This window comes from Haloferula sargassicola (assembly GCF_040362925.1).
In the GTDB taxonomy this organism is placed as follows: domain Bacteria; phylum Verrucomicrobiota; class Verrucomicrobiia; order Verrucomicrobiales; family Akkermansiaceae; genus Haloferula; species Haloferula sargassicola.
This window is the reverse complement of sequence record NZ_BAABRI010000015.1, coordinates 12,206-34,914: the sequence shown is the minus strand read 5'-3', so window position 1 is coordinate 34,914 and position 22,709 is coordinate 12,206. Positions and strand designations below refer to the sequence as shown.

The following is a 22,709-nucleotide window of genomic DNA, read 5'->3' as shown; positions in this document are numbered from 1 at the left end:
CCGCGCCGGTCCGGGCGGGCTCAGACCCGAGCGGCCCCTCTCCTCCGCCTCCGGCGGCGGGGCCGCGAGGCACCGCCGTTGTTGGGGTTTGGCGGAGTGTTGCCATTCTTTTGCTGACCGCGGCCGGTCGGCCGGACAGGCAGCTTTTCGAGATTCGAAAGGTGCCAGTCGTGGTCTTCCTCGACGCGGATTTCCTGGCGGATGAGCTTTTCGATGTCGCGCAGGTACTCGCGTTCGTCCGCCGAGCAGAACGAAACGGCGTGGCCGGACTCCCCGGCGCGGCCGGTGCGACCGATGCGGTGGACGTAGGCCTCGGGTTCGTTGGGAAGGTCGTAATTGACCACCAAAGTCACGGCCTTGACGTCCACGCCGCGCGCCGCGACGTCGGTGGCGACCAGCACCGGCAGCTTGCCGGCGCGGAACTTGTCGAGCGTGCGATCGCGCTGGGCCTGCGAGCGGTTTCCGTGGATCGCCTCGGCGGCGTGACCGGCCTGCGAGATCTGGCGGGCCAGCCGGCTGGCACCGTGCTTGGTCCGGGAAAAAACGATCGCCAGCTCGCCGGGCTTCTGTTTTGCGAGCCACTTGAGCAGCAGCGGGCGCTTGTCCTCCTTGGCCACGAAGCACACGCGTTGATCGACTTTTTCCGCGGTGGTGACCTCGGGCTCGATGGTCACCGTGGCGGGATCGCGGAGGATCTCGTGGGCCAGCTTGACGATGGCCGGCGCGAGCGTGGCGGAAAAGAACAGCGACTGGCGCTTGGCGGGCAGCAGCGAGACGATCTTCTGCACATCCCGCAGGAAACCCATGTCGAGCATGCGGTCGACCTCATCGAGGACGAAGAACTCCACCTGCGAGAGGTCGATGTGACGCTGCTGGACGAGGTCCAGCAGCCGGCCGGGGCACGCGACCAGGACATCGACGCCCTTGCGCATGGCGTCGACCTGCGGCCGTTGCCCGACACCGCCGAACACCAGCGCGTGGCGGGTGCGCAGATGGCTGCCGTAGGTTTCCAGGCTCCGGCCGACCTGGGTGGCGAGCTCCCGTGTGGGCGTGAGGACCAGCACGCGGGCGGTCTTCGGCTTCAGGCCGCGGGGATTCTCGTGGAGCTTGTGGAGGATGGGCAGGGAAAAGGCGGCCGTCTTGCCGGTGCCGGTCTGGGCGCAGCCGAGCAGGTCCCGCCCTTCGAGCAGGAGCGGAATGGACTGGGCCTGGATCGGTGATGGCGTGGTGTAGCCGCGATCGGCCAAAGCGCGCTGGAGGGGCGCGGCCAGCGGCAGCGCCTCGAAGGTATTCGGAGTCATGGTGTCAAGGGCGCCCGGCAGCCGGAAAATGATCGGCGCGGGCGGAAATCGATGAAGCGGGTTGGGATGAAACCGGGAACCTTTCCTCTCATCGATGAAGACCGGACACGGGCGGATCACGGGGATCCGTCGCCCGGAACTCGTCCGGACGGCGTGCCTCTACGCGCGATGCCTCCGGGAAGCAAGGGGGAATACGGGAGTCGCTCAGCCGATTTCTCCGAAGCGCTCGCCCAGCGACTTCCGGCGGAAGCTGAAAATGCGCTCGAGCTTCGGCCGGACCAGCAGGCCGTGGGCGAGTTCCCCGACAGGCCAGAACGGCAGCGCGTAGTGGACCAGGTCGGTCATCTCCACGCCGCCCTCGATTTCCTCGAAGGTGTGGCGATGGTGCCAGAACGCATAAGGCCCGGAGCGCTGCTCATCGATGAACGACCGCCCCTCCTCCACGGCCTTGATTTCCGTGACCCACGGCAGCCAGATGCCGGGGAAAGCCATGACCTTGTAGGTGATGATCTGGCCCTCGTGCATGGTGTCGGAGCGGCAGCTCTCGATGCGGAAACCCAGCTCCGGCGGCGTGATTTCGTCGAGATTGCGTGGAGAGGAAAAGAACGCCCACGCCGCGTCGAGCGGGATCGCCAGCCGTTGGGTCTGCTCGAGGATGTGGACCTTCATCATGCGCCCGGGACGCTCGCATGACGGTCCCCGCGCGCAATGGGTTTCGTTAGACCGTTGAACTGCTGATCAGCCCGCGCCGTAGGCCGCAATCCAGTCGCCGCCCGCGATGATCTGCCGATCCTCCACCGGTCGGTTCCAGACATAGGCCCAAGCTTGCGGCAGGGAATGCTCCTTGCCCGTGGTGGGATCGATGAGGGAAAGCTTCACCCGGTCGTATTCCTCACCCTCGAAGTCGTCCAGGCCGGCCAGGATCTGCGGTGGGACTGAAAACGCATCGCCCACCACGAGGCCGGCGTCGGCATCGGGAATCAGCGCCGGATAGGCGAAGTCGCGGAAGGTATCGATGAGGAACAACCGCCCATGAACCGCCGCCGGGCCGAGATACTCCGCGCCCTCCATCCGGTGCCCATTGGAAGCGCCGCGGCGAAGGGTGCCGTAGACCCAGACGACGTCGTTCATGGTCACACCCGGTAGCCGACGTTCTCGTCGAGATAGCTCCGCAGTTCGTCGAGCCCGGTTTCCGCCTCGGCGGAGATCGGGATGATGGTCTGCTTCGGAAAGCGCGCCTTGAACATGGCGAGCTTCTCCTCCGCGCCTTCGACGTCCATTTTGTTGGCGACGATGATCCACGGAAAGCCGGCCAGCTCTTCATCGTACTCGCGGACTTCCTTGCGGAGGATTTCGAGGTCCGAAATGGGGTCGCGGCCCTCGGTGCCGGCCATGTCGATGACGAACAGCAGCACGCGGCAGCGGGTGATGTGGCGCAGGAACTCGTGGCCAAGGCCGCGGTTCTCGTGGGCGCCCTCGATCAGGCCGGGAATGTCGGCCACCGTGCAGCGGCGGAAGTTCCCGAACTCCACGACTCCCACGACCGGCTGGAGGGTCGTGAACGGGTAGCTGGCGATCTTCGGGTGGGCGTGCGAGAGCTTGCCGATCAGGGTTGACTTGCCGGCATTCGGGAAACCGACCAGGCCGGCGTCGGCGATGCGGCGCAGCTCGAGGTAGTAGACGCCGCCCTCGCCCTCGGTGCCGGGCGTGAACTCGGTCGGGGTCTGGTTGGTGGCGGACTTGAAGTGGACGTTGCCCTTCCCGCCGATGCCACCCTCGCAGAGGATGAACTCCTGCCCGTTCTCGGTGAGGTCCGCGATCGGCTCCAGGTCCACGCCCTCCTCGCTGCGCTCCAGCTCCACGGCCTCCTGCACGGTCGTGGCAGGCGCGCGGTAAACGACGGTGCCCGGGGGGACGCGGCCGATCTTCATTTTCCCGCTGCGGCCGGTGCGCTTGTAGCGGCTGCCGTGCTGGCCGTTCTCGGCGAGGAGCTTGGGATCGTAGTGGTAGGCCCGCAGGTTGTCGGTCGAGGGATCCACCACCAGCTTCACGTGGCCGCCATTGCCACCGTCGCCGCCGTCCGGTCCGCCGCGGGGCACGAATTTCTCGCGGCGAAAGGAAACGTGGCCGTTTCCGCCGTCGCCTGCCTTGGCGTAGATCCGGATGTGGTCGATGAACATGAGCTTGGGCCGCGCCCTTTGCGCGATGAAGTGGCCGGCGTCCAGTCCTTTCCTCGGCGGACGCTCGCGACCGCAAGCAGCTTGCCCGCCACCCGCGCCACAAACAAGTCCCGTCCGCGGCGACGCATCCCACGCGATTCTTCGTTCGTCAGCGGCCGCGTTCCAGCGTAGGGTGCCGGTGGAAATGGCCACCTCCACCAAGCTTTCCGGCGCCCTCCTGCTCGCCAGCCCGGCCCTTCGGGACGGGACCTTCGACCGATCGGTCATCCTGCTGGCGGAGCACTCGGCGGGTGACGGCGCCTACGGCGTGATTCTGAACCGCCCCACCGGCCGCGAGGTCGCCCAGTTTCTCGACAAACCCGAGTTTGCGCCGCTCGCCCGTGTGCCGGTGCACATCGGCGGCCCGGTTTCGCGGGACCAGCTCATCTTCTGCTCCTTCGGCCGCGGCCAGAAAAACCGCCTGAGGTTCCAGATGCGGCTGTCGGCCGAGGAGGCCGCGGAACAAGTGAAGCGCCCCGGGGTGGTGCTGCGCGCCTTCGTCGGCTACGCCGGGTGGTCCGCCGGCCAGCTGGAAGACGAACTCAAGCGCGACGCCTGGATCACCGCCAGGGCCGACGCCTCCCTGCCCGGCCGTCCCCACGATGGTTCCCTGTGGCGCGAACTGTTGGCGGACATCTCGCCCTTCCACCGCCTGATGGCGAACGCCCCGCCTTTTCCGGAGCAGAACTGATTTCCCGCGCTCAGCGGGCAGCCCCCGACAGCCGGGCCGCGTAAAAGCCATCCCACCCGGTTTCCGCGGGGGAAACGATGCGCTCGTCCTCGACCTGCCACCGGGGATCCCGTTCCAGCAGGGCATCGATCTGGCCGCGGTTTTCCGAGGGCAGCACCGAGCAGGTCGCGTAGACCCACTTGCCGCCGGGACGGAGAAGTTCCGGATAATGATCGAGCAGCTTGCGTTGGGTGCGGCGTGTCTTTTCCAAGCCGGGCTCGGTGAGCCGCCATTTCAGGTCCGGCTGCCGCCGCAAGGTGCCCAGTCCGGAGCACGGCGCATCGATCAGCACCCGGTCCGCCCAGCCGCGAAACTTGCGGAGCGTCCCGGCGTCCCATTTTTCGGTGCTCAGGTGGCGGACGTGAGCGCCCCGCGCCCGCCGTCGCAGCTCGTCGAGCTTCCGCCCCGCCACGTCGAGCGCGACGATTTCGCCCTGCCCCGCCATCGCTGCCGCGAGGTGCAGCGTTTTCCCTCCCGCGCCGGCGCAGGCATCGATGACCCGCATGCCGGGCTCGAGATCGAGAAGCGGCACGATGGCCTGCGATCCGGCATCCTGGATCTCGATCCGGCCATCGCCAACCAGGCGCTTGGGCAGGAGCCCCTCCAGCACCACCGCATCCGGCAGCCCGTCCACCGGCCTCGCGGCGACCTTTTCCTGCCGCAGCCAGTCGAGCACCGCGGCGCGATCGGCCAACAGCGTGTTCACCCGCAGGAATACAGGGGCCCGTCCGTTGAGCGCGGCCAGCTCCCGGTCCCACGACGGTCCCATTTCCGAAAAACCCCGCTCATCCAGCCAGTCCGGCACGGACTCGCGGATCGCCCTCGGCTGGTCGGCCAGGGCAGCCCGGCGGGCGATCATTTCCTCCGTGCCCCCCCTCTGCCAGCGCCAGTCCGGCGGGCACTCGCCTTCGCGCCCGATCCAATGAGCCGCCAGCAAGGCCCGGGGATCCTCCGAGCCCGCTACGAACGCCAGAGCCCGGCGCCATCGCACCACCTCCCACACGGTTTCGGCTACGAACGACCGATCCCGCTTGCCCCATTTCCGCTGGGCTTGGAAAGCCGCCGCCACCACGTGGTCCAGCACACGGCCATGGTCGAAGACCTGCGAAAGCAATTCCCCACACGCTTCGGTCAATACCCGGTGCCATCTCATCCGCGGCGATCCTGAATGCCCGATCGCCACAAAAAAGCGGGAAAGCACCGTGGCCTTCCCGCTTTTTCGCAAGCAACCGCAACCGGCCGGTCAGTGACGCCGGCGCAGGATGAGGAAAACGGCAACGCCGAGGGCTCCGATCGCCGCCGGACCCGGCTCGGGCACCGTGATGCCGCCGGAGAGAGCCACCAAGCCGGTGGAGTCCTGAAACGACATCGTCAGCGTGTGACTCGCATCCGCCACGGAGTTCGGCCCATAGGCGGTCGAATTCCCCTGCGCATGAAGATAGACCGTGTCGCCGGGATTCATCATCCAGCTCAGGGTGCCGGAGGTGACATCGTCGGTGCCGATGCCATTCATCTCGAGATCGAGCTGATCGTAGCGCAGGAAGCCATATTCCAGATAGGCACCGGTGTCGGTGGAGAAAAAGAAGCCGGGCAGCGCGAGGGCCGACGCCGAAAAGAGTTCCGTGGATGACATGGCAACGAGCACCTCGTCACTCCACACCGATACCCGCGCGAAATTGCCGGCGTAGTCGTTGTCCATGTTCGAGTAGCTGCCGGACAGGCTGACATCGAGAGAAACCATCTTCGGCGTCGATCCGGTGTAGGTGTAGCCCTCGATCCCGGTGGCCGCGGCGTTGGCCACCGAGTTGGAGTTCGCCGTCGCGGCATAGGTGTGGATCTCCGGAACGGAAATGCCGCCCGCATTGTTAAGGACCACCGATGAGGAGATCGAGCCGCGCGTTTCCGTCAACGAGGCCGAGTCCGAATAAATGCCCGCACCTCCGCCGTCACTGGGGAAGTTGAAGGTGCCCGTGCTGACGGAGGAACCGAATCGATCGGACACGTAGCCGTAGGCGTCGGCTCCCCAAGGGACTTCCTCGATAACGAGCTGGGCCGACAATGGCAGGACCGTGCCGAAAAGCACGGACAGGGGAAACAGGATGCCTTTCATGATCAGGGGGGGACAGATGATGAGGGGGCGGCCGGGGGAAACACGTAGCCACAAACCACCATCTTCATGCCGTTGCCGTCCCGTGACGTAAAGCATCAAGCGTTACGGATTGAAGAGCCTTCCGACTGATAAAGAAATCGGGAAACCCCGACCATCGACGGCCCTCGCGATGCCGCTAACCCATCTCCGGCCGTCTGGTTTGGCAGTTCCAACACTCGTCGAAGTTGCCTGAAACGTCCTCCCCGCAAGTCGGGCAGATCCACGGCGAGCCCGCGGGTGGCTCGTCCTCCAGCAAAGGTTCCAGCAAAGCGGCCGCCCTCTCGTAGTCGTCGTCGTTCACGGCCCACAGTTCCGGAGCCAGATCGTAGAGCCCCGCGCTGCCGCGAAATACCGACGACATCGCCTCGTTCTTGAGCAAAGTCGCGATCCCTTCCGATTCCAGAATCGACTGGAAATGCCCGACTCTGGCGAACTCGATGTTGTCGTAGACCTTTTTCATGGCTCGGTTGAACAAGCTAGCAGCACTCCACCCGCTGGCGAGCGGTATCGTGGGCTCCTTTCAACGGTCGCTCACCTTCGTCGCCGACGTCATTTAGCTGGAACCGGAGGGGATAGGCAGCCATCGAATAGAGTCCGGTTCAGACGACTCGGTCAATCCATCGTCTTTGGATATGGTTATGAAATCTCTTTTCCCACCGACGGCTTTCCGTGTTCTGGGGCTGTTGGCGATTTCCACATGGCTCCCAGCTTGTAAGCGAGAATCCAGCCCAGCGAGCGTGGAAAACCGAAAAACTTCCGATGTCACGACATCCGAAAGGATTTCAGCTGCACCTGAATCGGACGGTCTCCCCGACCTTACCGATCCCTCCTCTTGGCTGTCCTCCGGTGTTCCGGTCAAAGCAGACATCCGAAGCCTTCTTGAACTACTCTCCAAGGACGGTGCCGACCTGAATTTGGACGGCCCCAACGGCGGTTATCTTCGCAGCCTGTTTTTCTGGTGTGACTCAGAGAGTTTCGAGGAGGCCATGGCGATTTTCAAGCAGACTACTGCCACTCCGGAGGGACGGACTCTCTACCTGGATCAACTGTACGCTCGTGCATTTTCCTGCGATCCCCCTTTGACCGTGAGAGGAGCGATCCAGGTGACAAGGCAAACATTCGGGAGTGGCTCGATTGCCCGCAACGCTTTTTGGAGCCTCTTTGCTCACGCCCCCATCACCAACGATACCTTCGTAAGTGTGAGAGACCTCCCCTACGACGATGAGAAAAAAGCCGCGCTCGCGGGCCTATCGCGAGCTTTGTCGGGAAAGGAGGATTTAAGCGAGCTGAACGCTCTCCACTTCACCGAACTCTCGGACGAGGAAAACCAAGCCGTGATGCGTGCGCTCGCCGACTGGACGATCACATCCAGCTACATCGGGCGATCAAACCAGGAAGCGGTCGAAACCTGCCTGGGGAGCGTTCTGCCTGAAGCGGAGATTCCGAAGTATCTGGGAGCCATTGCCGAACGGGATCCTGACCTGGCCTGGACCCTTCTAACATCAGATTCTCCTCCAATCAGCGGTGACGATCTCAGCTCGCTGGAGCGTGATTGCATCTCAAGCTTGGCGGCGAAAAAGGGACCCGCCGCGCTGGACCTCGTCCGGGAGATGCACTCCACGCAAAGTCCTGCCTTGTTCAAAAGCGCCATGGATTCCTCCTTGCGCGCCGACTCCATCGGCTCCGCTGACTGGTATGAGCGGAACCAAGCCAAGCTGCCATCTGGTTCCAAGGATGCATTGGTCTCAAGCATCGTCGAATTCAACCTCGCCCAAGGAGCCGAGGAAGAAGCCCTGGAATGGATTTCCCGCGTCGAGGACGCGGACTTGCGGGCGCGACTTGAATCCGAGGCGGCCCCAAAGTGATCCCTGCTATCTTTCCAGCAGCACCTCCCCTGCCCGCGCGACGAGGTCGATGCGGCCCTTGAGGATCTTGTCGAGGAAGGGCGTGTTGCGGGCCTTGGACTGCATGAAGTCGGTGGAGAAGGTGGTTTCCGCCTGATCGTCGAAAAGCACGAACTCGGCGACGCCGCCCTCCTTCACCGGCACGGGTTCGAGGCCCATCATGCGGCGCGGTTCGGCCGAGTAGCGTTTCACCAGCACGTCCCAGCCGAGTTCGCCGCGGGAAATGAAGCGGTCGAACATCGAGACGACCGCGGTTTCCAGACCGGTGATCCCATTCGGCGCGGCGGTGAAATCCTGCGCCTTTTCAAAGGGCGTGTGCGGCGCGTGATCGGTCGCCAGCAGGTCGAACACGCCCGCCTTGAAGGCCTCCAGCAGCGCGGCATTGTCCTCGCGGGTGCGCAGCGGCGGGTTCATCTTGTAGTGGGTGTCGAAGTCGCCGATGTCCTCCTCGTGGAACATCAGGTGGTGCGGGGCCACCTCGGCGGTGACCCTGACGTCGCCGCGCTCCTTCCACCAGCGGATGGTCTCCATGCCGAGGCGGGTCGAGACGTGCTGGATGTGGATGTGCGCACCCGTGGCGTGGGCGAGGCGGATGTCGCGATCGATGATGATCTCTTCCGCACAGGCCGGGCTGCCCTTGATGCCGAGGCGGTAGGCCATCGGCCCGTCGTTCAGGGCCCGCGGGCCGGCCAGCTCGGGGACCTCGCAGTGGCTGGCGAAGAACTGGCCGAACTCGGTCGCGTACTGCATGGCCCGGAAAAGCACCGCCGGATCGCCGGTCGAGTCGCCGTCGTCCGTGAGCATCGTGACCCCGAGATTCCGCATCGCGTCGAAGGCCGCCAGCTCCTTGCCGTGGCGGCCGAGCGTGACGCAGCCGGAAGTCAGCACCTGGATCCGGGAAACGGCGGCCGCCTTGTCGAGGACCATCTTCACCACCGCGCCGGAGTCGATCGAGGGCGTGGTGTTGGGCATCATCACCACGCCGGTGACGCCACCATTGATGGCCGCCCGGCTGCCGCTCTCGATGTCCTCCTTGGCCTCGCCGCCGGGTTCGCGGAAATGGACGTGGGCATCGAACATGGCAGGCATCAGCAGCCGGCCCCCGCCGTCGATCACCCGGGCATCCGCGGGAGCGTCCAGGCCGGGCGCGATCGAGCGATAGCGACCGTTTTCCACCACCACGTCGGCTTGCAGCGGCTGGGCGCGGTCCTCGTCGATGATTCGCACGTTTTTCAGGAAAAGCAGGGGCGCGTCAGGCATGGCGTGTTGATGACAGCCGGCCCGGACCGGGAAAAGCCCGGATTCCGTCGCACCGATTCCGCACCATTCCTGTGGGTGCCGGCGGTGGATTTCCGTGGTAGGTTTCCAGATGAAATCGTGGGTCCGGATCCTTCTCGTCCTGTGGCTGGCCTCCTTCGCCGGGCGCACGGCCACCGTGCCCGTGGGAGGAAGGGTCTTCGACGTCAGCGCCCGGGAACGCGACCTCTACCTGGAAATCCGCGACCACCCCAATCAAAGGCGGACCCAGATGATCCTCGACCCAAGACTCTGCTGGGCGGCGCGAAAGCATGCGCAGGACATGCAGCAGCGGAAGTTTTTCTCCCACACCAACCCGGACGGAGTGCTCTCCAACGGGCGGGTGCTGGCGGAGGCCTACCCGCTCCCGTCGTTCTACCCGGCCAACCAGAACTACGTGGAGAGCCTCGCCGGTGCCGCCGGCGGCGCGGCGGAGACCGTGGAGCTGTGGAAAAACTCCTCCGCCCACGCCCGGCATGTGTTCGGCACGGATTCATTCTATCAGCAGCAGGTCGTGATCGGCGTGGGTCACGCTCCCGCCTCCGGCCTGCCCTACGACACGTGGGTTTTCATCTCCGCGCCACCCCCGGTGGGCGAGGATTGGAGCTTCGCGGCCCCGCCCTCGTATTTCCTCAGGATCCGCAACTCGACCGTGACGTTGGAAGGCGCGAAGCCGCAGTCGATCTTCGAGGTGTGGCACCAGCCGCTCCTTTCCCAGGACGCCACCTTGACCCTCGCCGTGGTCGTCGGCTCTCAAGGATCCGTGTCCCTGGGACCCAAGGCCGGCCCGTCCGACTTCTACCGCCTGGTCTATTTCCGGCCGTGATCGAGCGCGCTCGACGCCCCCGGGCGCCCGGCTAGATTCGCCGCCGTGAAGCGCGCCGGCCATTTCCTGATCCTCCTCGTCGCCCTGTTGACGAGCGTCTCCGCGCACCAGATCGCCGAGCTTTCCGGCCAGGTGGAGATGGGAAAAAACCAGGTGCAGCTGAGTTTCATGGTCGATGCCGCCTACTCGCTGCCGGAGTTCCGCGGCGACGAGGACGCTCCGCCCCAGGACCTGGCCTGGTTGCGCCAGCAATCGCCCGCCGAATGGAAACGAATCCAACTCGAGGCCGGAACCTACTTCTCGCACTGCTTGAAAATCGTGGTCAATGGCCATCGGATCGAACCGGCTTACCGCTTCCCGGATTTCGACACCGATCCCCCGCGGTTCGTGACGGACGGCATCGCGGAAATGCCGCCGATGATCGAGGTGGCGGCGGACGTGCCCTTCGAGGGCGGTCGCTTCGACGTCGCATGGGACGAGCCCTTCGGCGTGGTGCTGATCCTCGTGAGCGACCGGGACGTTCAGCCCGTTATCAGCGGCCAACAGGTCCGGCTTTTCGACCGACCGCCGAGCCTCTGGCAATGGATCCGCCTCGGCTGGCAGCACATCATTCCGGCCGGCCTCGATCATATCCTCTTCATCCTCGGCATTTTCCTCCTCACGCCGTCGTGGAAGCCGCTGCTCAAGCAAAGCCTTACCTTCACGCTTGCCCACTCGGCCACGCTCGTGTTCGCCGCGCTCGGCTGGGTCCATTTGCCCACGCAACCGATCGAGATCGCCATCGCCCTCAGCATCAGCTGGATCGCCTTGGAAAATTTCGGCCGCCAGCGCGTCACGCGGGTCCGCTACCTGACCATCGCCGGCTTCGGGTTGGTTCACGGGCTCGGTTTTGCGAGCATGCTGGTGCCGCTGCTTCCTCCGGGCAGGCCGGACCAGCTCATCTACGGCATCGCGGGCTTCAACCTCGGCGTCGAGGCCGGTCAGGTCGCCGTGCTTGCCGCGGCGCTGGCATCGTGCGGGTGGTGGACGAAGTTCCACTTCGACCACCTTCGCCTGTGGGGCTCGCTGGCCATCGCCTTCACCGGCATTGTCTGGGCGATCCAGCGCGCGGTCGGTTAGAGCTGGTCGGCCACCGCCTCGGCGATGCGCGACATCACGGCATCGACCTCCTCTTCCTTGATCGTCCGGCTTTCACGGAAATCCCGGCGGAACACGCGCCGCGACAGCTCGCCCACGAACCCGGGCTCGGCGGTGGCGATGTTCAACTCGCGGTTGATCGCCATACTAAGGGTATCGTAGTTGGCGGAGCCGACCATCGCCCAGTCGTCGCACACCAGAGCCTTGAGGTGGGTCATCCCGGGGTAAATGTAAGCCCTGCCGCCGGCGCGGATCAGGTCCACGGCGGTCGCGCCGTTGGCCAGCCGCATCAGGCGGGAGTCCGAGGTCCCGGGCAGCACCAGGCGCACGTCCACGCCCCGCCGGGCGGCGGCGACCAGCTCGCGCTGGACCGAATCACTGGAGAAGTAGGGCGTTTCCATCCACACCCGCTTTTTCGCCGAGCGGATGGCGGAAACCGCGGCGGTCAGCACCTCGAAGCGACCATCGACCACGTCCGTGCGAAGGATCCGCAAGCCGCGCCGGGCGTTCGTCGCCGGATCCACATCGTCCCCCACCCGCCCGGCCCCCGGCAGCTTGCCCGGGAAGCGGCAGGAACGCCAGCGGGCGTCGAAATCCTCCGTGAGGACCTGGGTGGCCGGCCCGGTCACGCGGACCATCATGTCGTGCCACTCGCTGCGATACTCGCGACCGATGTTCATGCCGCCGAGGAAGGCGATCTTGTCATCGAAAACGTAAAGCTTGGTATGGTCCGCCACCAGCCAGGGGTTCAAGGTCCGCCGCATCTCGATCGGGTCGGGGCGGCTTTTCAGGATCTTGGCGATCGTAACCGGCGGCTCGAAGTCATCGGGCGCCGGCGTATCCGGGGCCACCGCGGACGAAAGCGAAGTACCAAGGTCATCGTACATCACCCGCACCTTGACCGCTTCCGACCGCTTCTTGAGCCGGCGGGCGAAATCGACGGCGAAATCATCGTTGTCGAAAATAAAGGTCTGGATGTCGATCGAGCGCCGGGCGCCGGCCAATTCGCGATCGAGGGAGTGGAAAAACTCGCGGCCGTCGATCAGCAGGCCGAGCTCGCCGGCCACCGGCTCCGGCATCCCCTGCTCCGTCAGCCAGTCTTCAAAGCGGGAGGTCCCGGGGGGCGCTGGTGAAACGGGGCCCCCGGGGATCACCGAGGAATCCGGGAGATTTCCGCTGAGCACCTCGGCCGGGCGGCGCAGGGCCATGGCCACGCCGGTGACGGCGTAGTTCACCGGCGAGCGGAAGGCGGAGCTGACATAGGCCCGCCCGAGAGTCGTCGCCACCTGGCCATAGCCGGTGATCGGATGGCTGGCCGCCTCGCCGGCCTCGCGCAGGCCCGCCATGCGCAGCGAGGCTCCGCACGACGTCAGCACCGCCGTTCCGGCCAAGACCGTTGATGCCCCACTCCATCTCGCCATCAATCTAACCATCACTTCGCCAGTCTTCACCAGATCCGCCGGTTTTCAATCCTCGGTCTCCCTGTCGACGATGAAGCGACGCTCCCCGCAGGAAGCGTCGCTTCACCTTTCTCAAGGGAAGAGAAAAACTCATCTCAGCCCCCGATGGCGGCCAAGCTGCTCAGATGGGTGCGGAGCGGCGGCATCAGTTGCGAGGAAATTAGGCTCTTGCAGTCGGGCAGGACGTCATCGTCCTCGAGGGCCGACTCATAGAGGCCGATGCCAAATTCCTCCCCCTGCTTCAACGCGGAGACGGCCGACTTTTCTCCGAACAGCTTGGCTGTGGCTTCGACGCCATGGGCGAACTTGCCCCAGCCACCGGATTCGGTGTCGGGCAGCCCCCCCATGGAAATGATGTTGGCCTTCAGCTTGGCGACGCTGGCGCGGTGTTCGTCCTGGATGCGGCGCAGCACGGACGCCTCGGACTCCTTGCTGAACTTGTCGATGGCTTGACCGTAGGTTTCAACCGCGGAGATCTCGCCGCGAAGCAGGCGGTTGCAAACGTCGATGCACTCTTGGTGAATGGTAGCACTCATGGTTGGGAAGGATGGTATTTGGTTTTGCCGGTGAGTCGGGATGCCGCCCACCTGAGGGTATTCTTTCGCAATCGCCATTCCCACAGACACCCCTCGCAACCCGCTCATTTTGAATGACCGGGACAACCTCCGAACGCCGGGAGGGGGTATTTTGCATGCAAACCGCGCGGCAGGTCGTGCAGCCCGCGCCGAACCTTCAGCCCACCAGCTCGCCGGGCCGGCGTTCTTCGATCGAACCGTCGCACATCCACAAGGTGCGGTCACCCCGGCCGGACAAAGCGGGGTTATGCGTCACCACCACCAAGGTCGATTCGCTTTCGCGCGCCAATCCGGTCAGCAGGGCCATGACCTCCTCGCTGTTGCGGGTGTCGAGGTTGCCGGTAGGCTCGTCGGCAAACAGCACCGATGGCCGGCCGACGATCGCGCGGGCGATCGCCACCCGCTGCTGTTCCCCTCCGGAAAGCTCGGAGGGAAGGTGATCGGCTCGCTGTTCGAGGCCGACGCGCTTGAGCGCCTCCAGCGCCGCCTCGCGGGTGTCCGCGCGACCGATCGCGCCGGGCACCATCACGTTCTCCAGTGCGGTGAGTTCCGGCAGCAGCAGATAGTTCTGGAAAATGTAGCCGATGTGGCGGTTGCGGAACGCCGCCTGGCGACGACCACCAAGCGCGTAGAGATCGGTCCCGGCAATGACCACCGAGCCCTGCTGCGGCCGTTCGAGACCCGCCAGCGTGTAAAGAAGCGTCGTTTTCCCCGCCCCGCTCGGCCCGCAGAGGAACACGCATTCGCCCTTCTTCAGATGCAGGTCCACGCCGTGCAGCACCTCGATGGATTTCGGCCCGATGCGGTAGCTGCGGTGCAGGTTGGTGGCTTCGATCATCGCTTCCAGTCCTTCACCGGGTGCTGGCCGGCGCAAATGTTTTCGTCGAGAAGGCGATGCGCTGCTCGGCCGTCTCGTGGGGATGGGCCCGGGCCTGCGCATCGATCGGTTCCAGCCGCTTGAGCAGGCCGACGCCGTTGGCGAGCTGAATCGCCAGCCCGGGCCTGGCATTGACCTCGATCATCAGCGGCCCGCGATCCTGGTCGATCATCAGGTCCACGCCGAGGTAGCCCAGCCCCGTCATTTCATAGCAGGTCACGGCGATGTCGAGAATGCGGTCCCATTCCGGCACCTGCACGCCGACCACCGGCACCTTCAGATCGGGGTGCTTGTCGATCGGGCGCCCGTGGTGCACCGCGTGGACGGTCCGGCCGCTGCAGATATCGACCCCGATTCCGAGCGCGCCCTGGTGCAGGTTCGAGCGGCCGTCCGACTCGCGGGTGGACGCGCGCAGCATGGCCAGCACGGGGTAGCCGTGAAAGAGCACGATGCGGATGTCGGGCGCGCCCTGGAAGCTGATCGAGGTCATCGTCGGCTCGGCGGTCACCTTGTACTCGACCAGCGCGGTGTCGCGCTTGCCGCCGAGGCTGTAGAGTCCGGCCAGGATGTTCTGCAGGTGGTGGCGCACATCGCCGGCGGTCAGGCGTGAGCCACTAGGCTTGTAGTACAGGCCGTCTTCGCGTCCGGCGACGACCAGCACGCCCTTGCCGCCGGACCCGCGGGTGGGCTTGATGACGAAGGACTCGCGGCCATCGAGCATGCGCTCGAAAGCCCGGACATCGCCCGGATTCGCGACCACGCCATAGGTTTCCGGCACGGAGATTCCGCGCGCGGTGGCGAGCGACTTGGTGCGCACCTTGTTGTCCACGAGGTCGTAGAGCCTGCGCGGATTGTTCGGCAGCACGAAGCGGCCGTTGCGCATGTTGATGCCCACGATGCCCATCTCCCGCAGCTCCGCGGGGGTGCGCATCCACCGGTGCCACCACGGTTTCATGAGGCCGGCTCGAAGTTCTTGAAGCGGATCAGCTCGCTGAGCCGGTAGCCGGTGTAGCGCCCGATGAGGATGATGCCCGCCAGCAGGACCAGCAGCAGCTCGGGGAAATAGAAGGCCCAGTACTGGATCTGCCGCTGCTGCATGAAGAAGAAGGCGATCACCGCCACGATCAGCGAGCCACCCACCTGAACGAGGGCGCTGCGTTTCCCCTCCTCCTCCCAGATCAGCGACATGCGCTCGATCGTCCAGGCAAGGATGATCATGGGGAAGAGCGTGATTTTCAGCCCCTCCTGCATTCCCAGCCGCCAGCTGACCACGCTGAGGACCATCATCAGCAGGGTCACGATGACCACGCAGGCGGCGACCCGGGGAACGACCAAGAGATTCAGCCGCGAGAGCAGGAAACGGAACAGCAAGCCGGCGGCGACGATGACCACGAACATGATCAGGCCGCTCTCGAGATCCATCTCCAGCAGGGACAGCGCGATCAGGACCGGCATGAAGGTGCCGAGGGTCGGCAGGCCGATGATGTTGCGCAGCACGACGACGACGAAGGCCCCGATCGGGATGAGGACCACGAACTTGAAAATCTGTCGCTGGGAAACGGGAAGGCCGAAGATGGTGGCGACCATCAGCCCGGAGTCGCGCAGGTCCATCAGGCGCTCCATCGGGATCAGGTCGCGGGTGGCGGAGAACACCAGGCTCGAGTTCTCGCCACCCTCGCCGACCTCGTAAAGCGCATCGCCTCCGCGGTTCCAGACGAAGACCTCGTCCGGCCGCAGTTCGGCGGCGGGCGAGTCGGGATCGCGCACCTTCCAGTGGGCACCGTCGAAGTACTCGATGAGCAGCAGCGCGTCCTGCGGGCCACGCATTTCATCGAGCCGCACGCCATACGCCAGCCGCGCCGGCACATTGGCAAGATTGAGCAGGTCGATTCCCAGATTGACCAGGCCGCGGTGGGTGTCGTGATCCAGGTAGGCGCGCTTGAGCAACGCCATTTCCTGCGAGGCCTCGATGGCCGTGATTTCATGGAAAATCCCGGTAAAAAGCGTGTCCGGCGAGGAGGAGAACTCGCTGACGCGCTTGACCACGCTCTGCGCGGCGGCACGGCGGCCGCGGGAAAGGCCGGGATCGATGGCCTTCGGCAGCCCGCCCACGGGGGACAGCGGACCCGCGCTGCTGACGCCGGTTTCCGGGAACCGGACGCGGTAGTAGAGCGCCTGCGGGCCTTCCTTCGAGTCGGACTCCCAGACGGCGGTCTGGTCGCCCTTGGCATCGGACTCGGTGCGGAAACTGTAGCCGGCCGACTGGGCGTCGATCCCGAGGTCGGCGGTGATGTCGGCGCTGGGCAGGGCCAGCCGCGCGCTCACCGCATCCCCAAAGGCAGCAAAGGTGATCTTGGCTTCCACCAGCCACTCGGCGGGCTTGTCGCCGGCCTTCATCGGGATGTGGAAATAGACGTGCTTGTAGGCGGCAAGACCGCCCCCGAGGGCGGTCAGCAGAATCACGATGGCGAGGAGTTGGAAACGGGATCTCATGCGGAGACCGGAGTCACGGAGGGCAACACATCAGGAGCCCGGGTCCTAACGCAGGACCTTTTTGTCGGCGAGGTAGGCGCGGCTGGGATCGACCCATCCCAGCTCGGTGATCGTCTTGCGGCCGATCAGCACGGGATTGATCATGTTCGACCGGTTGTTCAGCGTGAACTCCGCCTTCAGGCTCCGCTCGCCGATCTTGAAGCGCAGCATCACGGTCTCGCGCGCTTCGGCTCCATCTTCCTCGCCCGGTTCCTTGATGTGGGCCATTCGCACCAGCGGCGCCTCCATTTGCAGGCGCTTGGACTCCTTGGCGCGGGGGTTGGTGACGACGAAGCGGACCCACTTGCGTCCGTCCCGTTCGAAAAGGTGTTTCTCCTCGCAGTGCAGCGAGCTGGTCAGCGCGCCGGTGTCGAGCTTGGCAGGCAGTTTCTGGGACTCGTTTTCGTTCTCCAGCGTCACCCATTCGCGCCAGCCGAAGACCTGGACGGGGTCCCCATTCACCGGCCTCGCCACGGCGGCCTCGGCCTCGCGCTGCTCCTCCTCGGCGGCGTCGATTTCCTCGACTTCCACCCCGTCCTTCATCTTCTTCTCCGGCTCGGGTGCCGGGTCGTCGGCTTCCTTCGCCGGCTGCTCGTCCTTCTTGTCCTCCTTCGCGACCTCCTCGCTTTTCGGCGGCTCATCCTGGGCCGTTTCCTCGGCGAACAGGAGCCCTCCACCCTTGCCAAGACAAAGCAGGCAGGCCATCCACGTAAGGATCAATCGGTTGCTGGTCACGTGCGGCGACTATCACCATTGATTGTTTCGAAATGCAACGGAATTCACGAGCTTATCCCGCCATCGCGGGGCTCTCTTCAGCCCTTCTGTGGGGCTGTTCTTCACTTACTTTTCAGCCCCCTGTCGACAGCTCCGTCGTGACCTCTCCGGCGAGTTGGGAAAGCGCCGATGGCTGCAATGACGGACGCATCAGCCAAGGCTGGGTGGACACCTTCCACGATGCCGAACTCGAACGCACGGTCGATGCCGCCATGGCGCACAATCAGGATCTTGCCGCGGCCGCCGCGCGCATGCGCTCCGCCAGGTATGTGCGCCTCGCCGGACGCTCGCGGGTGCTGCCCCAGGCTTCGTTGCTGACCTCCGGAAACCTCAGCCGCTCGGAAAACGGCCGTGCCCGCTCGAGCTCCTCGGAGTCCTACGGGCTCACCGTTTCCTCCTCGTGGGAAGCGGACCTGTGGGGACGGCTGCGCGACCTCAATGCGGCCGACGACGCCGACTACCTCGCCACCCGCGCGCTGTTCCGCGGGGCCCGGTTGTCGCTGGCCGCCGCCACCGCCCGCGCGTGGTGCAACCTGATCGCCGCCGAGCAGCAGCTCCAACTCGCGACCGTCACGCTCGATTCCTTCCAACGGAACCTGCGCATCAGCGAGCGCAACTACAAGGGCACCGGCCAGGGCGCGCTCGACGTCCAGTTCGGCCGCACCAACGTCGCCTCCGCCCGCCGCGATCTCGAAAGCCGGCGCCTCGCCCGCGACGAGGCGGCCCGCGCGCTGGAGGTGCTCACCGGAGCCTATCCATCCGGGAAAACCCGCGCCGGCCACGAGCTGCCGGAGCTGAAACGCCGGGTTCCGGCCGGCCTTCCTTCTGAGCTCCTCGAGCGCCGGCCCGACTTGGCCGCGGCGCGGGCGGGCATCCTCGCCACCGCCAGGCGGGCCGATGCCGCCCGCAAGTCGCTGCTGCCGTCGCTCGGTCTCTCGACCTCCGCCGGCACGCCGGTGTCCGCGTTCAACAAGCTCCTCAACCCCGACTATCTCGTCGCCAGCATCGGCGCCAACATCGCCCAGACCCTCTACTCCGGCGGCGCCTTGGGCAACCAGGCCCGCGCCGCGCTCGAACAGAACCAGGCCAGCGTGCACGACTACCACCAGGCCGCCCTGACCGCCTTCCGCGAGGTGGAGTCGGCGCTCGATGCCGACCACTCCCTCGGCGAACAGGAGCGCTACCTGGTCACCGAGGTCGAGCAGGCCGCCCTGGCGGAAAAACAGGCCACCCGCGACTACGCCGACGGCATCGAGGGCTCCGACATTCTCGACGTGCTTGAGGCCCAGCGCCGCGCCAACAACGCCCGTTCCAGCCTCATCCGCCTGCGCAACGAGCGCCTGCTCAACCGCATCGACCTCCACCTCGCCCTCGGGGGCGACTTCCGGACCCGCGAATCCTGAGCAACATTCCGCGGCACGGTTCGTATTGGCAAAAGTTCGATTCCTGTCGAGAGTCCGCCGCCCATGCTGATCCGCATCGCCATCCCGCTTCTGATCCTCTTCGTGGGAGGATTGCTGGCATGGCGCATCTCCATCCCGGAGCCTCCTCCGGAAATGGAGCACGTCGAGCCGCAGCGGCTCAAAACCGAGGTCATCGAGCTGCACGCGACCGACTATCAGGTGGAGCTTGATTCCCAGGGCGTGGTCCGCGCCCACCACGAAACGCCCCTCACGCCGACCATCAGCGGCACCATCATCACGATCCACCCCAACTTCGAGGACGGCGCTTTTTTCAAACAAGGCGAGGTCCTCGCGGAACTCGATCCCGCCGACTACACCGCCTCGGTCGAGGGCGCGCGCTCCCGTCTGGCGCAGGCCGAGGCCGCGCTCGCCCAGGAAGAGGCGCGGGCCAAACAGGCCCGGCTGAATTGGGACGACCTCGGTTACCAGGAAGAGCCGTCCGATCTGGTCCTGCGCAAGCCGCAGCTCAAACAGGCCCGCGCCAACGTCGATGCGGCAAAAGCCGAGCTCGACCAAGCGGAACGCAACCTTGAGCGCACCAAGATCCGCGCGCCGTTTGATGGCCGCGTCCGCCGCCGACTGGTGGGGCTCGGCCAAGCCGTCGGAGCTTCGACCGACCTCGGCACGCTGTTCGCCACCGACTTTGCCGAGGTCCGCCTGCCGCTCACCCCCGAGCAGCTCGACTTCATCGACCTGCCCGCCCACGAGGACGATCCGTCGGTGCCGGTGACCCTGGTCGATGCCCTCGGCACCGGCCGCGGCGAACCGGCCTCGTGGCCCGGCCGCATCGTGCGCACCGAGGGCAGCCTCGACCCCGCCTCGCGCGAGCTGTTCGTGATCGCGCGCGTCGATGATCCTTTCGGTCTTTCCTCCGACCACCCACCTCTGCGCCTCGCGCAGCCGGTCCGGGCCTTGATCAAGGGCCACGTCCTCAAACAGGTCTACGTCGTCCCCCGCAACTCCCTGCGGGGCGTGAACATCATCTACCTCGTCGATCAGGAGGATCCCTCCATCATCCGCCACGAGATCGATCCGGTGTGGTCGACCGCCGACGAGCTGGTGGTTCCCGAAGGCCTCGAGGAAGGCCAGTGGCTGGCCGTGACGCGCCTGCCCTACGCGCCGGATGGCGCCCCGGTCGAGATCCTCGACTCGCCGCCCGCCGAACCCGGCTCGCTGACCAGCGGCGAAGGCACCACCGGCTCCTGATTTTTCGTCACTCCGGCGAAAAACGCGGCCCTCCGGCCGACTCTGGCGGCCCCCTTTCCACCCGGCTGAATCTCCTAACAGATTCAAAATCAACGAAGCGGCGACCCTGCGCCTATTTATTTAAGAAAATTTAAATTCTAATTGCACTAACAAATCTTTTTTGAAAATCTCCACCTCAACATGAAGACGCTGGCATCGCTCCTGATCACCTCCTGCGCGCTGACCTTGCCGATCGTTTCGGCGGCCGAAAAAGGAGACGACCTCCATCGCCGCTGCGACGAACAGGAGCGCCAGATCCGCCGGCTGGAGTTGGAAAACAGCCGCCTGCGCGAACTTCTGGCCGACCACCGCGAAGCCGCCGTGGCCCCCGTTTTCAAAAAGGAAGCCGCCGCCCCGGCCACGACCGCTCCCCAGCCGGAGGCCGCCGCCAAGCCGGTCTACCACACGGTGAAGGCCGGCGAGTCGCTGTCGAAGATCGCGACCCGCCACGGCACCACCACCACCAAGCTGGTGAAGCTCAACGGCCTCCGCAACGCCGGCCTGATCCGCGTCGGCCAGCGACTTCAGATCACGGAAGCTCCCGCTTCCCAGTCACCTGCGGCGTCGCCGGCCACGCAAACCGCCGTCGCCACCCACAAGGTCGGTGCCGGGGAAACTTTCTACAGCATCGCCCGCCGCCACGGGATTTCGGTCGACGACCTCGCTCGCGCCAACCCCGACGTGAACGCGAACGCCCTGCGCATCGGGCAGACCCTCAAGCTCGCCTCGCCCACCCCGGCCGCGGAGCCGAAGCGCGAAGTCGCCTCTTCCGAACCGAAGGTGACGAAGGAGGCACCCGCTCCGCGCAAGAAGGAGGCCGAGGCCACCGAGACGGTGAGCCAGCGGACCCGCGTGACCTCGGTGCGCATCACGGAAAAGATCAAGTTCGCCGACTTCGCCGCCCAATACGACGCCTCGCCGGCGAAACTCAATGCTCTCAATGGACTCAGTCTCGAACCGAACCAGGTCCTAGCGGAAGGCTCCGAGCTCTACATTCCCGCTCAGCCTCATTGAGCCGGACTTTCCGCTGAGAACGGCCCTTCAGCAGGGCATGGCAATCCGCCCGGGGTCTGATTCCCCCCCGGGCGGATTTGCGTTTCCCGCGTCCCGTCGGCCCGCGCGATGATAAAGCGCGCGGAGCTTTTTCATCGCGCATTCATCAAACCTTCCAATAATCCACGCAGACCCGTTCGTTAGATCCGCATGGAATTCGCCTCTGAAACCGAAGTCGCCGCCGCTGGAAAGCATGTCCGCTCGCTCACCGCGGCCCTCAATCAGGTCCTGTTCGGCCAGGAGGAGCTGATCGAGTTGGTCATCACCGGCGTCCTCTCCCGCGGCCACATCCTCCTCGAGGGCCTGCCCGGCCTCGGCAAGACCGAGCTGGTCAAAGGGCTCTCGAAAACGCTCCGGCTCGGCACCAAGCGGGTCCAGTTCACCCCCGACCTGCTGCCTGGCGATATCACGGGAAACCCGGTGCTGCAGGAGGTCGACGGACGCCGTGAGTTCGTGTTCCAGCCCGGCCCGCTGTTCACCAACATCGTGCTGGCCGACGAAATCAACCGCGCCTCGCCCAAGACCCAGTCCGCGCTGCTCGAGGCCATGCAGGAGCGGCGCGTCACGGTGCTCGGCCAGACGCACGAGCTTCCAAAACCCTTCTTCGTGCTGGCCACCCAGAACCCGATCGAGCTCGAGGGCACCTACCCGCTGCCCGAGGCGCAGCTCGACCGCTTCCTGTTCAAGCTGGAGGTCACGAGAAACAGTGTGGAAACGCTGGAGCGGATCGTTTCCCAACGCGAACTCGGGGGCGAACCGGAAGTCGAGGCGATCATGAGCTCGGAGGACCTCGACGAAACCCTCTCGCTGGTGCGCCGGATCTTCCTGCCGGACGTGGTGGCGAACTACATCGCCCGCCTGGTGGACGCCACCCACCCCGGCCAATCGGCCGCCTCCAAAAGCGTCCGCTACGGCGCCAGCCCGCGGGCCGCCCTGTCGCTGGCCTCGGCGGCGAAAGCCCGGGCGCTGATGAACGGCCGGGTCAACGCCTCGTTCGAGGACGTGCGCTTCGTCGCCCCCGCCGTGCTGCGTCACCGGATCGTCCTCGAATACAACGCCCGCGTCGAAGGCCTGACCCACAATGACGTGGTCCGGGCCATCCTTTCCGAGGTCCCCGGGCAGTCCTCCGCCACGCCCCGTGTCATGACTCCCGCCAACCCCGGTTGAA

General features: G+C 65.5%; 22 protein-coding genes. 8 read left to right on the top strand and 14 right to left on the bottom strand.

Features of this window, described 5'->3' with window-relative positions; genetic code table 11:
* Window positions 1–20 precede the first annotated feature (20 nt).
* From ABXH26_RS13525 to obgE, 4 genes are all read right to left on the bottom strand, one after another.
* Window positions 21–1,301, bottom strand: a complete 1,281-nt coding sequence (locus tag ABXH26_RS13525) for a DEAD/DEAH box helicase (RefSeq protein ID WP_353567611.1) — start codon at window positions 1,299–1,301, stop codon at window positions 21–23.
* A 204-nt stretch (window positions 1,302–1,505) separates the two neighbouring features.
* Window positions 1,506–1,973 (bottom strand): SRPBCC family protein, encoded by a 468-nt coding sequence (locus ABXH26_RS13520; RefSeq protein WP_353567610.1) that lies wholly within the window; start codon window positions 1,971–1,973, stop codon window positions 1,506–1,508.
* A gap of 66 nt (window positions 1,974–2,039) precedes the next feature.
* Window positions 2,040–2,432: a gamma-glutamylcyclotransferase family protein gene (locus ABXH26_RS13515; protein WP_353567609.1), complete on the bottom strand. Its 393-nt coding sequence runs from the start codon at window positions 2,430–2,432 to the stop codon at window positions 2,040–2,042.
* Window positions 2,433–2,434: 2 nt separating this feature from the next.
* A complete protein-coding gene (gene obgE / locus ABXH26_RS13510) occupies window positions 2,435–3,481 on the bottom strand; it encodes a GTPase ObgE (RefSeq protein ID WP_353567608.1) in 1,047 nt (348 codons plus the stop codon).
* Between the two features lie 184 nt (window positions 3,482–3,665).
* Here obgE and ABXH26_RS13505 point away from each other — a divergent pair, with 184 nt between their 5' ends.
* Entirely contained in the window at window positions 3,666–4,211 is a 546-nt protein-coding gene (locus ABXH26_RS13505) for a YqgE/AlgH family protein (RefSeq protein ID WP_353567607.1), read from the top strand.
* 10 nt (window positions 4,212–4,221) lie between these two features.
* Here ABXH26_RS13505 and ABXH26_RS13500 read toward each other — a convergent pair whose 3' ends face one another.
* The 3 genes from ABXH26_RS13500 to ABXH26_RS13490 all read right to left on the bottom strand — a co-directional run bounded on the left by ABXH26_RS13500 (window position 4,222) and on the right by ABXH26_RS13490 (window position 6,859).
* Window positions 4,222–5,403: an RsmB/NOP family class I SAM-dependent RNA methyltransferase gene (locus ABXH26_RS13500; protein WP_353567606.1), complete on the bottom strand. Its 1,182-nt coding sequence runs from the start codon at window positions 5,401–5,403 to the stop codon at window positions 4,222–4,224.
* Window positions 5,404–5,493: 90 nt separating this feature from the next.
* On the bottom strand, window positions 5,494–6,360 hold the full coding sequence (locus ABXH26_RS13495; RefSeq protein ID WP_353567605.1) for a hypothetical protein: 867 nt from the start codon (window positions 6,358–6,360) through the stop codon (window positions 5,494–5,496).
* Between the two features lie 175 nt (window positions 6,361–6,535).
* On the bottom strand, window positions 6,536–6,859 hold the full coding sequence (locus ABXH26_RS13490) for a putative signal transducing protein (protein WP_353567604.1): 324 nt from the start codon (window positions 6,857–6,859) through the stop codon (window positions 6,536–6,538).
* Between the two features lie 178 nt (window positions 6,860–7,037).
* On the opposite strand from ABXH26_RS13490, the gene ABXH26_RS13485 reads away from it, so the two are divergent.
* Window positions 7,038–8,264, top strand: a complete 1,227-nt coding sequence (locus ABXH26_RS13485) for a hypothetical protein (RefSeq protein ID WP_353567603.1) — start codon at window positions 7,038–7,040, stop codon at window positions 8,262–8,264.
* Window positions 8,265–8,270: 6 nt separating this feature from the next.
* On the opposite strand, the gene ABXH26_RS13480 is transcribed toward ABXH26_RS13485, so the two are convergent.
* On the bottom strand, window positions 8,271–9,563 hold the full coding sequence (locus ABXH26_RS13480; RefSeq protein ID WP_353567602.1) for a dihydroorotase: 1,293 nt from the start codon (window positions 9,561–9,563) through the stop codon (window positions 8,271–8,273).
* 109 nt (window positions 9,564–9,672) lie between these two features.
* Between ABXH26_RS13480 and ABXH26_RS13475 the strand changes: the two genes are divergently transcribed.
* Together ABXH26_RS13475 and ABXH26_RS13470 are read left to right on the top strand one after the other, a co-directional pair.
* On the top strand, window positions 9,673–10,425 hold the full coding sequence (locus tag ABXH26_RS13475) for a CAP domain-containing protein (RefSeq protein ID WP_353567601.1): 753 nt from the start codon (window positions 9,673–9,675) through the stop codon (window positions 10,423–10,425).
* A gap of 45 nt (window positions 10,426–10,470) precedes the next feature.
* Window positions 10,471–11,544, top strand: a complete 1,074-nt coding sequence (locus ABXH26_RS13470) for a HupE/UreJ family protein (protein WP_353567600.1) — start codon at window positions 10,471–10,473, stop codon at window positions 11,542–11,544.
* On the opposite strand, the gene ABXH26_RS13465 is transcribed toward ABXH26_RS13470, so the two are convergent.
* From ABXH26_RS13465 to ABXH26_RS13440, 6 genes are all read right to left on the bottom strand, one after another.
* Window positions 11,541–12,983: a phospholipase D-like domain-containing protein gene (locus ABXH26_RS13465; RefSeq protein ID WP_353567599.1), complete on the bottom strand. Its 1,443-nt coding sequence runs from the start codon at window positions 12,981–12,983 to the stop codon at window positions 11,541–11,543. The genes ABXH26_RS13470 and ABXH26_RS13465 overlap by 4 nt on opposite strands.
* A gap of 134 nt (window positions 12,984–13,117) precedes the next feature.
* Window positions 13,118–13,558 (bottom strand): DUF2383 domain-containing protein, encoded by a 441-nt coding sequence (locus ABXH26_RS13460; protein ID WP_353567598.1) that lies wholly within the window; start codon window positions 13,556–13,558, stop codon window positions 13,118–13,120.
* Window positions 13,559–13,754: 196 nt separating this feature from the next.
* Window positions 13,755–14,435 carry an ABC transporter ATP-binding protein gene (locus ABXH26_RS13455; RefSeq protein WP_353567597.1) on the bottom strand — a complete coding sequence of 227 codons (681 nt, stop codon included), beginning with the start codon at window positions 14,433–14,435 and terminating at the stop codon, window positions 13,755–13,757.
* Window positions 14,436–14,448: 13 nt separating this feature from the next.
* Window positions 14,449–15,429: an alpha-L-glutamate ligase-like protein gene (locus tag ABXH26_RS13450; RefSeq protein WP_353567596.1), complete on the bottom strand. Its 981-nt coding sequence runs from the start codon at window positions 15,427–15,429 to the stop codon at window positions 14,449–14,451.
* Window positions 15,426–16,967, bottom strand: coding sequence for a UUP1 family membrane protein (locus ABXH26_RS13445; RefSeq protein WP_353567595.1), 1,542 nt, complete (start codon window positions 16,965–16,967; stop codon window positions 15,426–15,428). Before ABXH26_RS13445 ends, ABXH26_RS13450 begins: the two co-directional genes overlap by 4 nt.
* Before the next feature lie 45 nt (window positions 16,968–17,012).
* Window positions 17,013–17,711, bottom strand: coding sequence for an ATP-dependent zinc protease family protein (locus tag ABXH26_RS13440; protein WP_353567594.1), 699 nt, complete (start codon window positions 17,709–17,711; stop codon window positions 17,013–17,015).
* A gap of 62 nt (window positions 17,712–17,773) precedes the next feature.
* Between ABXH26_RS13440 and ABXH26_RS13435 the strand changes: the two genes are divergently transcribed.
* The 4 genes from ABXH26_RS13435 (at window position 17,774) to ABXH26_RS13420 (ending at window position 22,708) form a co-directional block, all read left to right on the top strand.
* Window positions 17,774–19,183, top strand: a complete 1,410-nt coding sequence (locus ABXH26_RS13435; protein ID WP_353567593.1) for an efflux transporter outer membrane subunit — start codon at window positions 17,774–17,776, stop codon at window positions 19,181–19,183.
* A 63-nt stretch (window positions 19,184–19,246) separates the two neighbouring features.
* Complete coding sequence (locus ABXH26_RS13430) at window positions 19,247–20,449, top strand: efflux RND transporter periplasmic adaptor subunit (RefSeq protein ID WP_353567592.1); 1,203 nt, start codon at window positions 19,247–19,249, stop codon at window positions 20,447–20,449.
* A gap of 180 nt (window positions 20,450–20,629) precedes the next feature.
* Complete coding sequence (locus ABXH26_RS13425; protein WP_353567591.1) at window positions 20,630–21,502, top strand: LysM peptidoglycan-binding domain-containing protein; 873 nt, start codon at window positions 20,630–20,632, stop codon at window positions 21,500–21,502.
* 189 nt (window positions 21,503–21,691) lie between these two features.
* Window positions 21,692–22,708: an AAA family ATPase gene (locus tag ABXH26_RS13420; RefSeq protein ID WP_353567590.1), complete on the top strand. Its 1,017-nt coding sequence runs from the start codon at window positions 21,692–21,694 to the stop codon at window positions 22,706–22,708.
* The last annotated feature ends 1 nt before the right edge of the window (window position 22,709 follow it).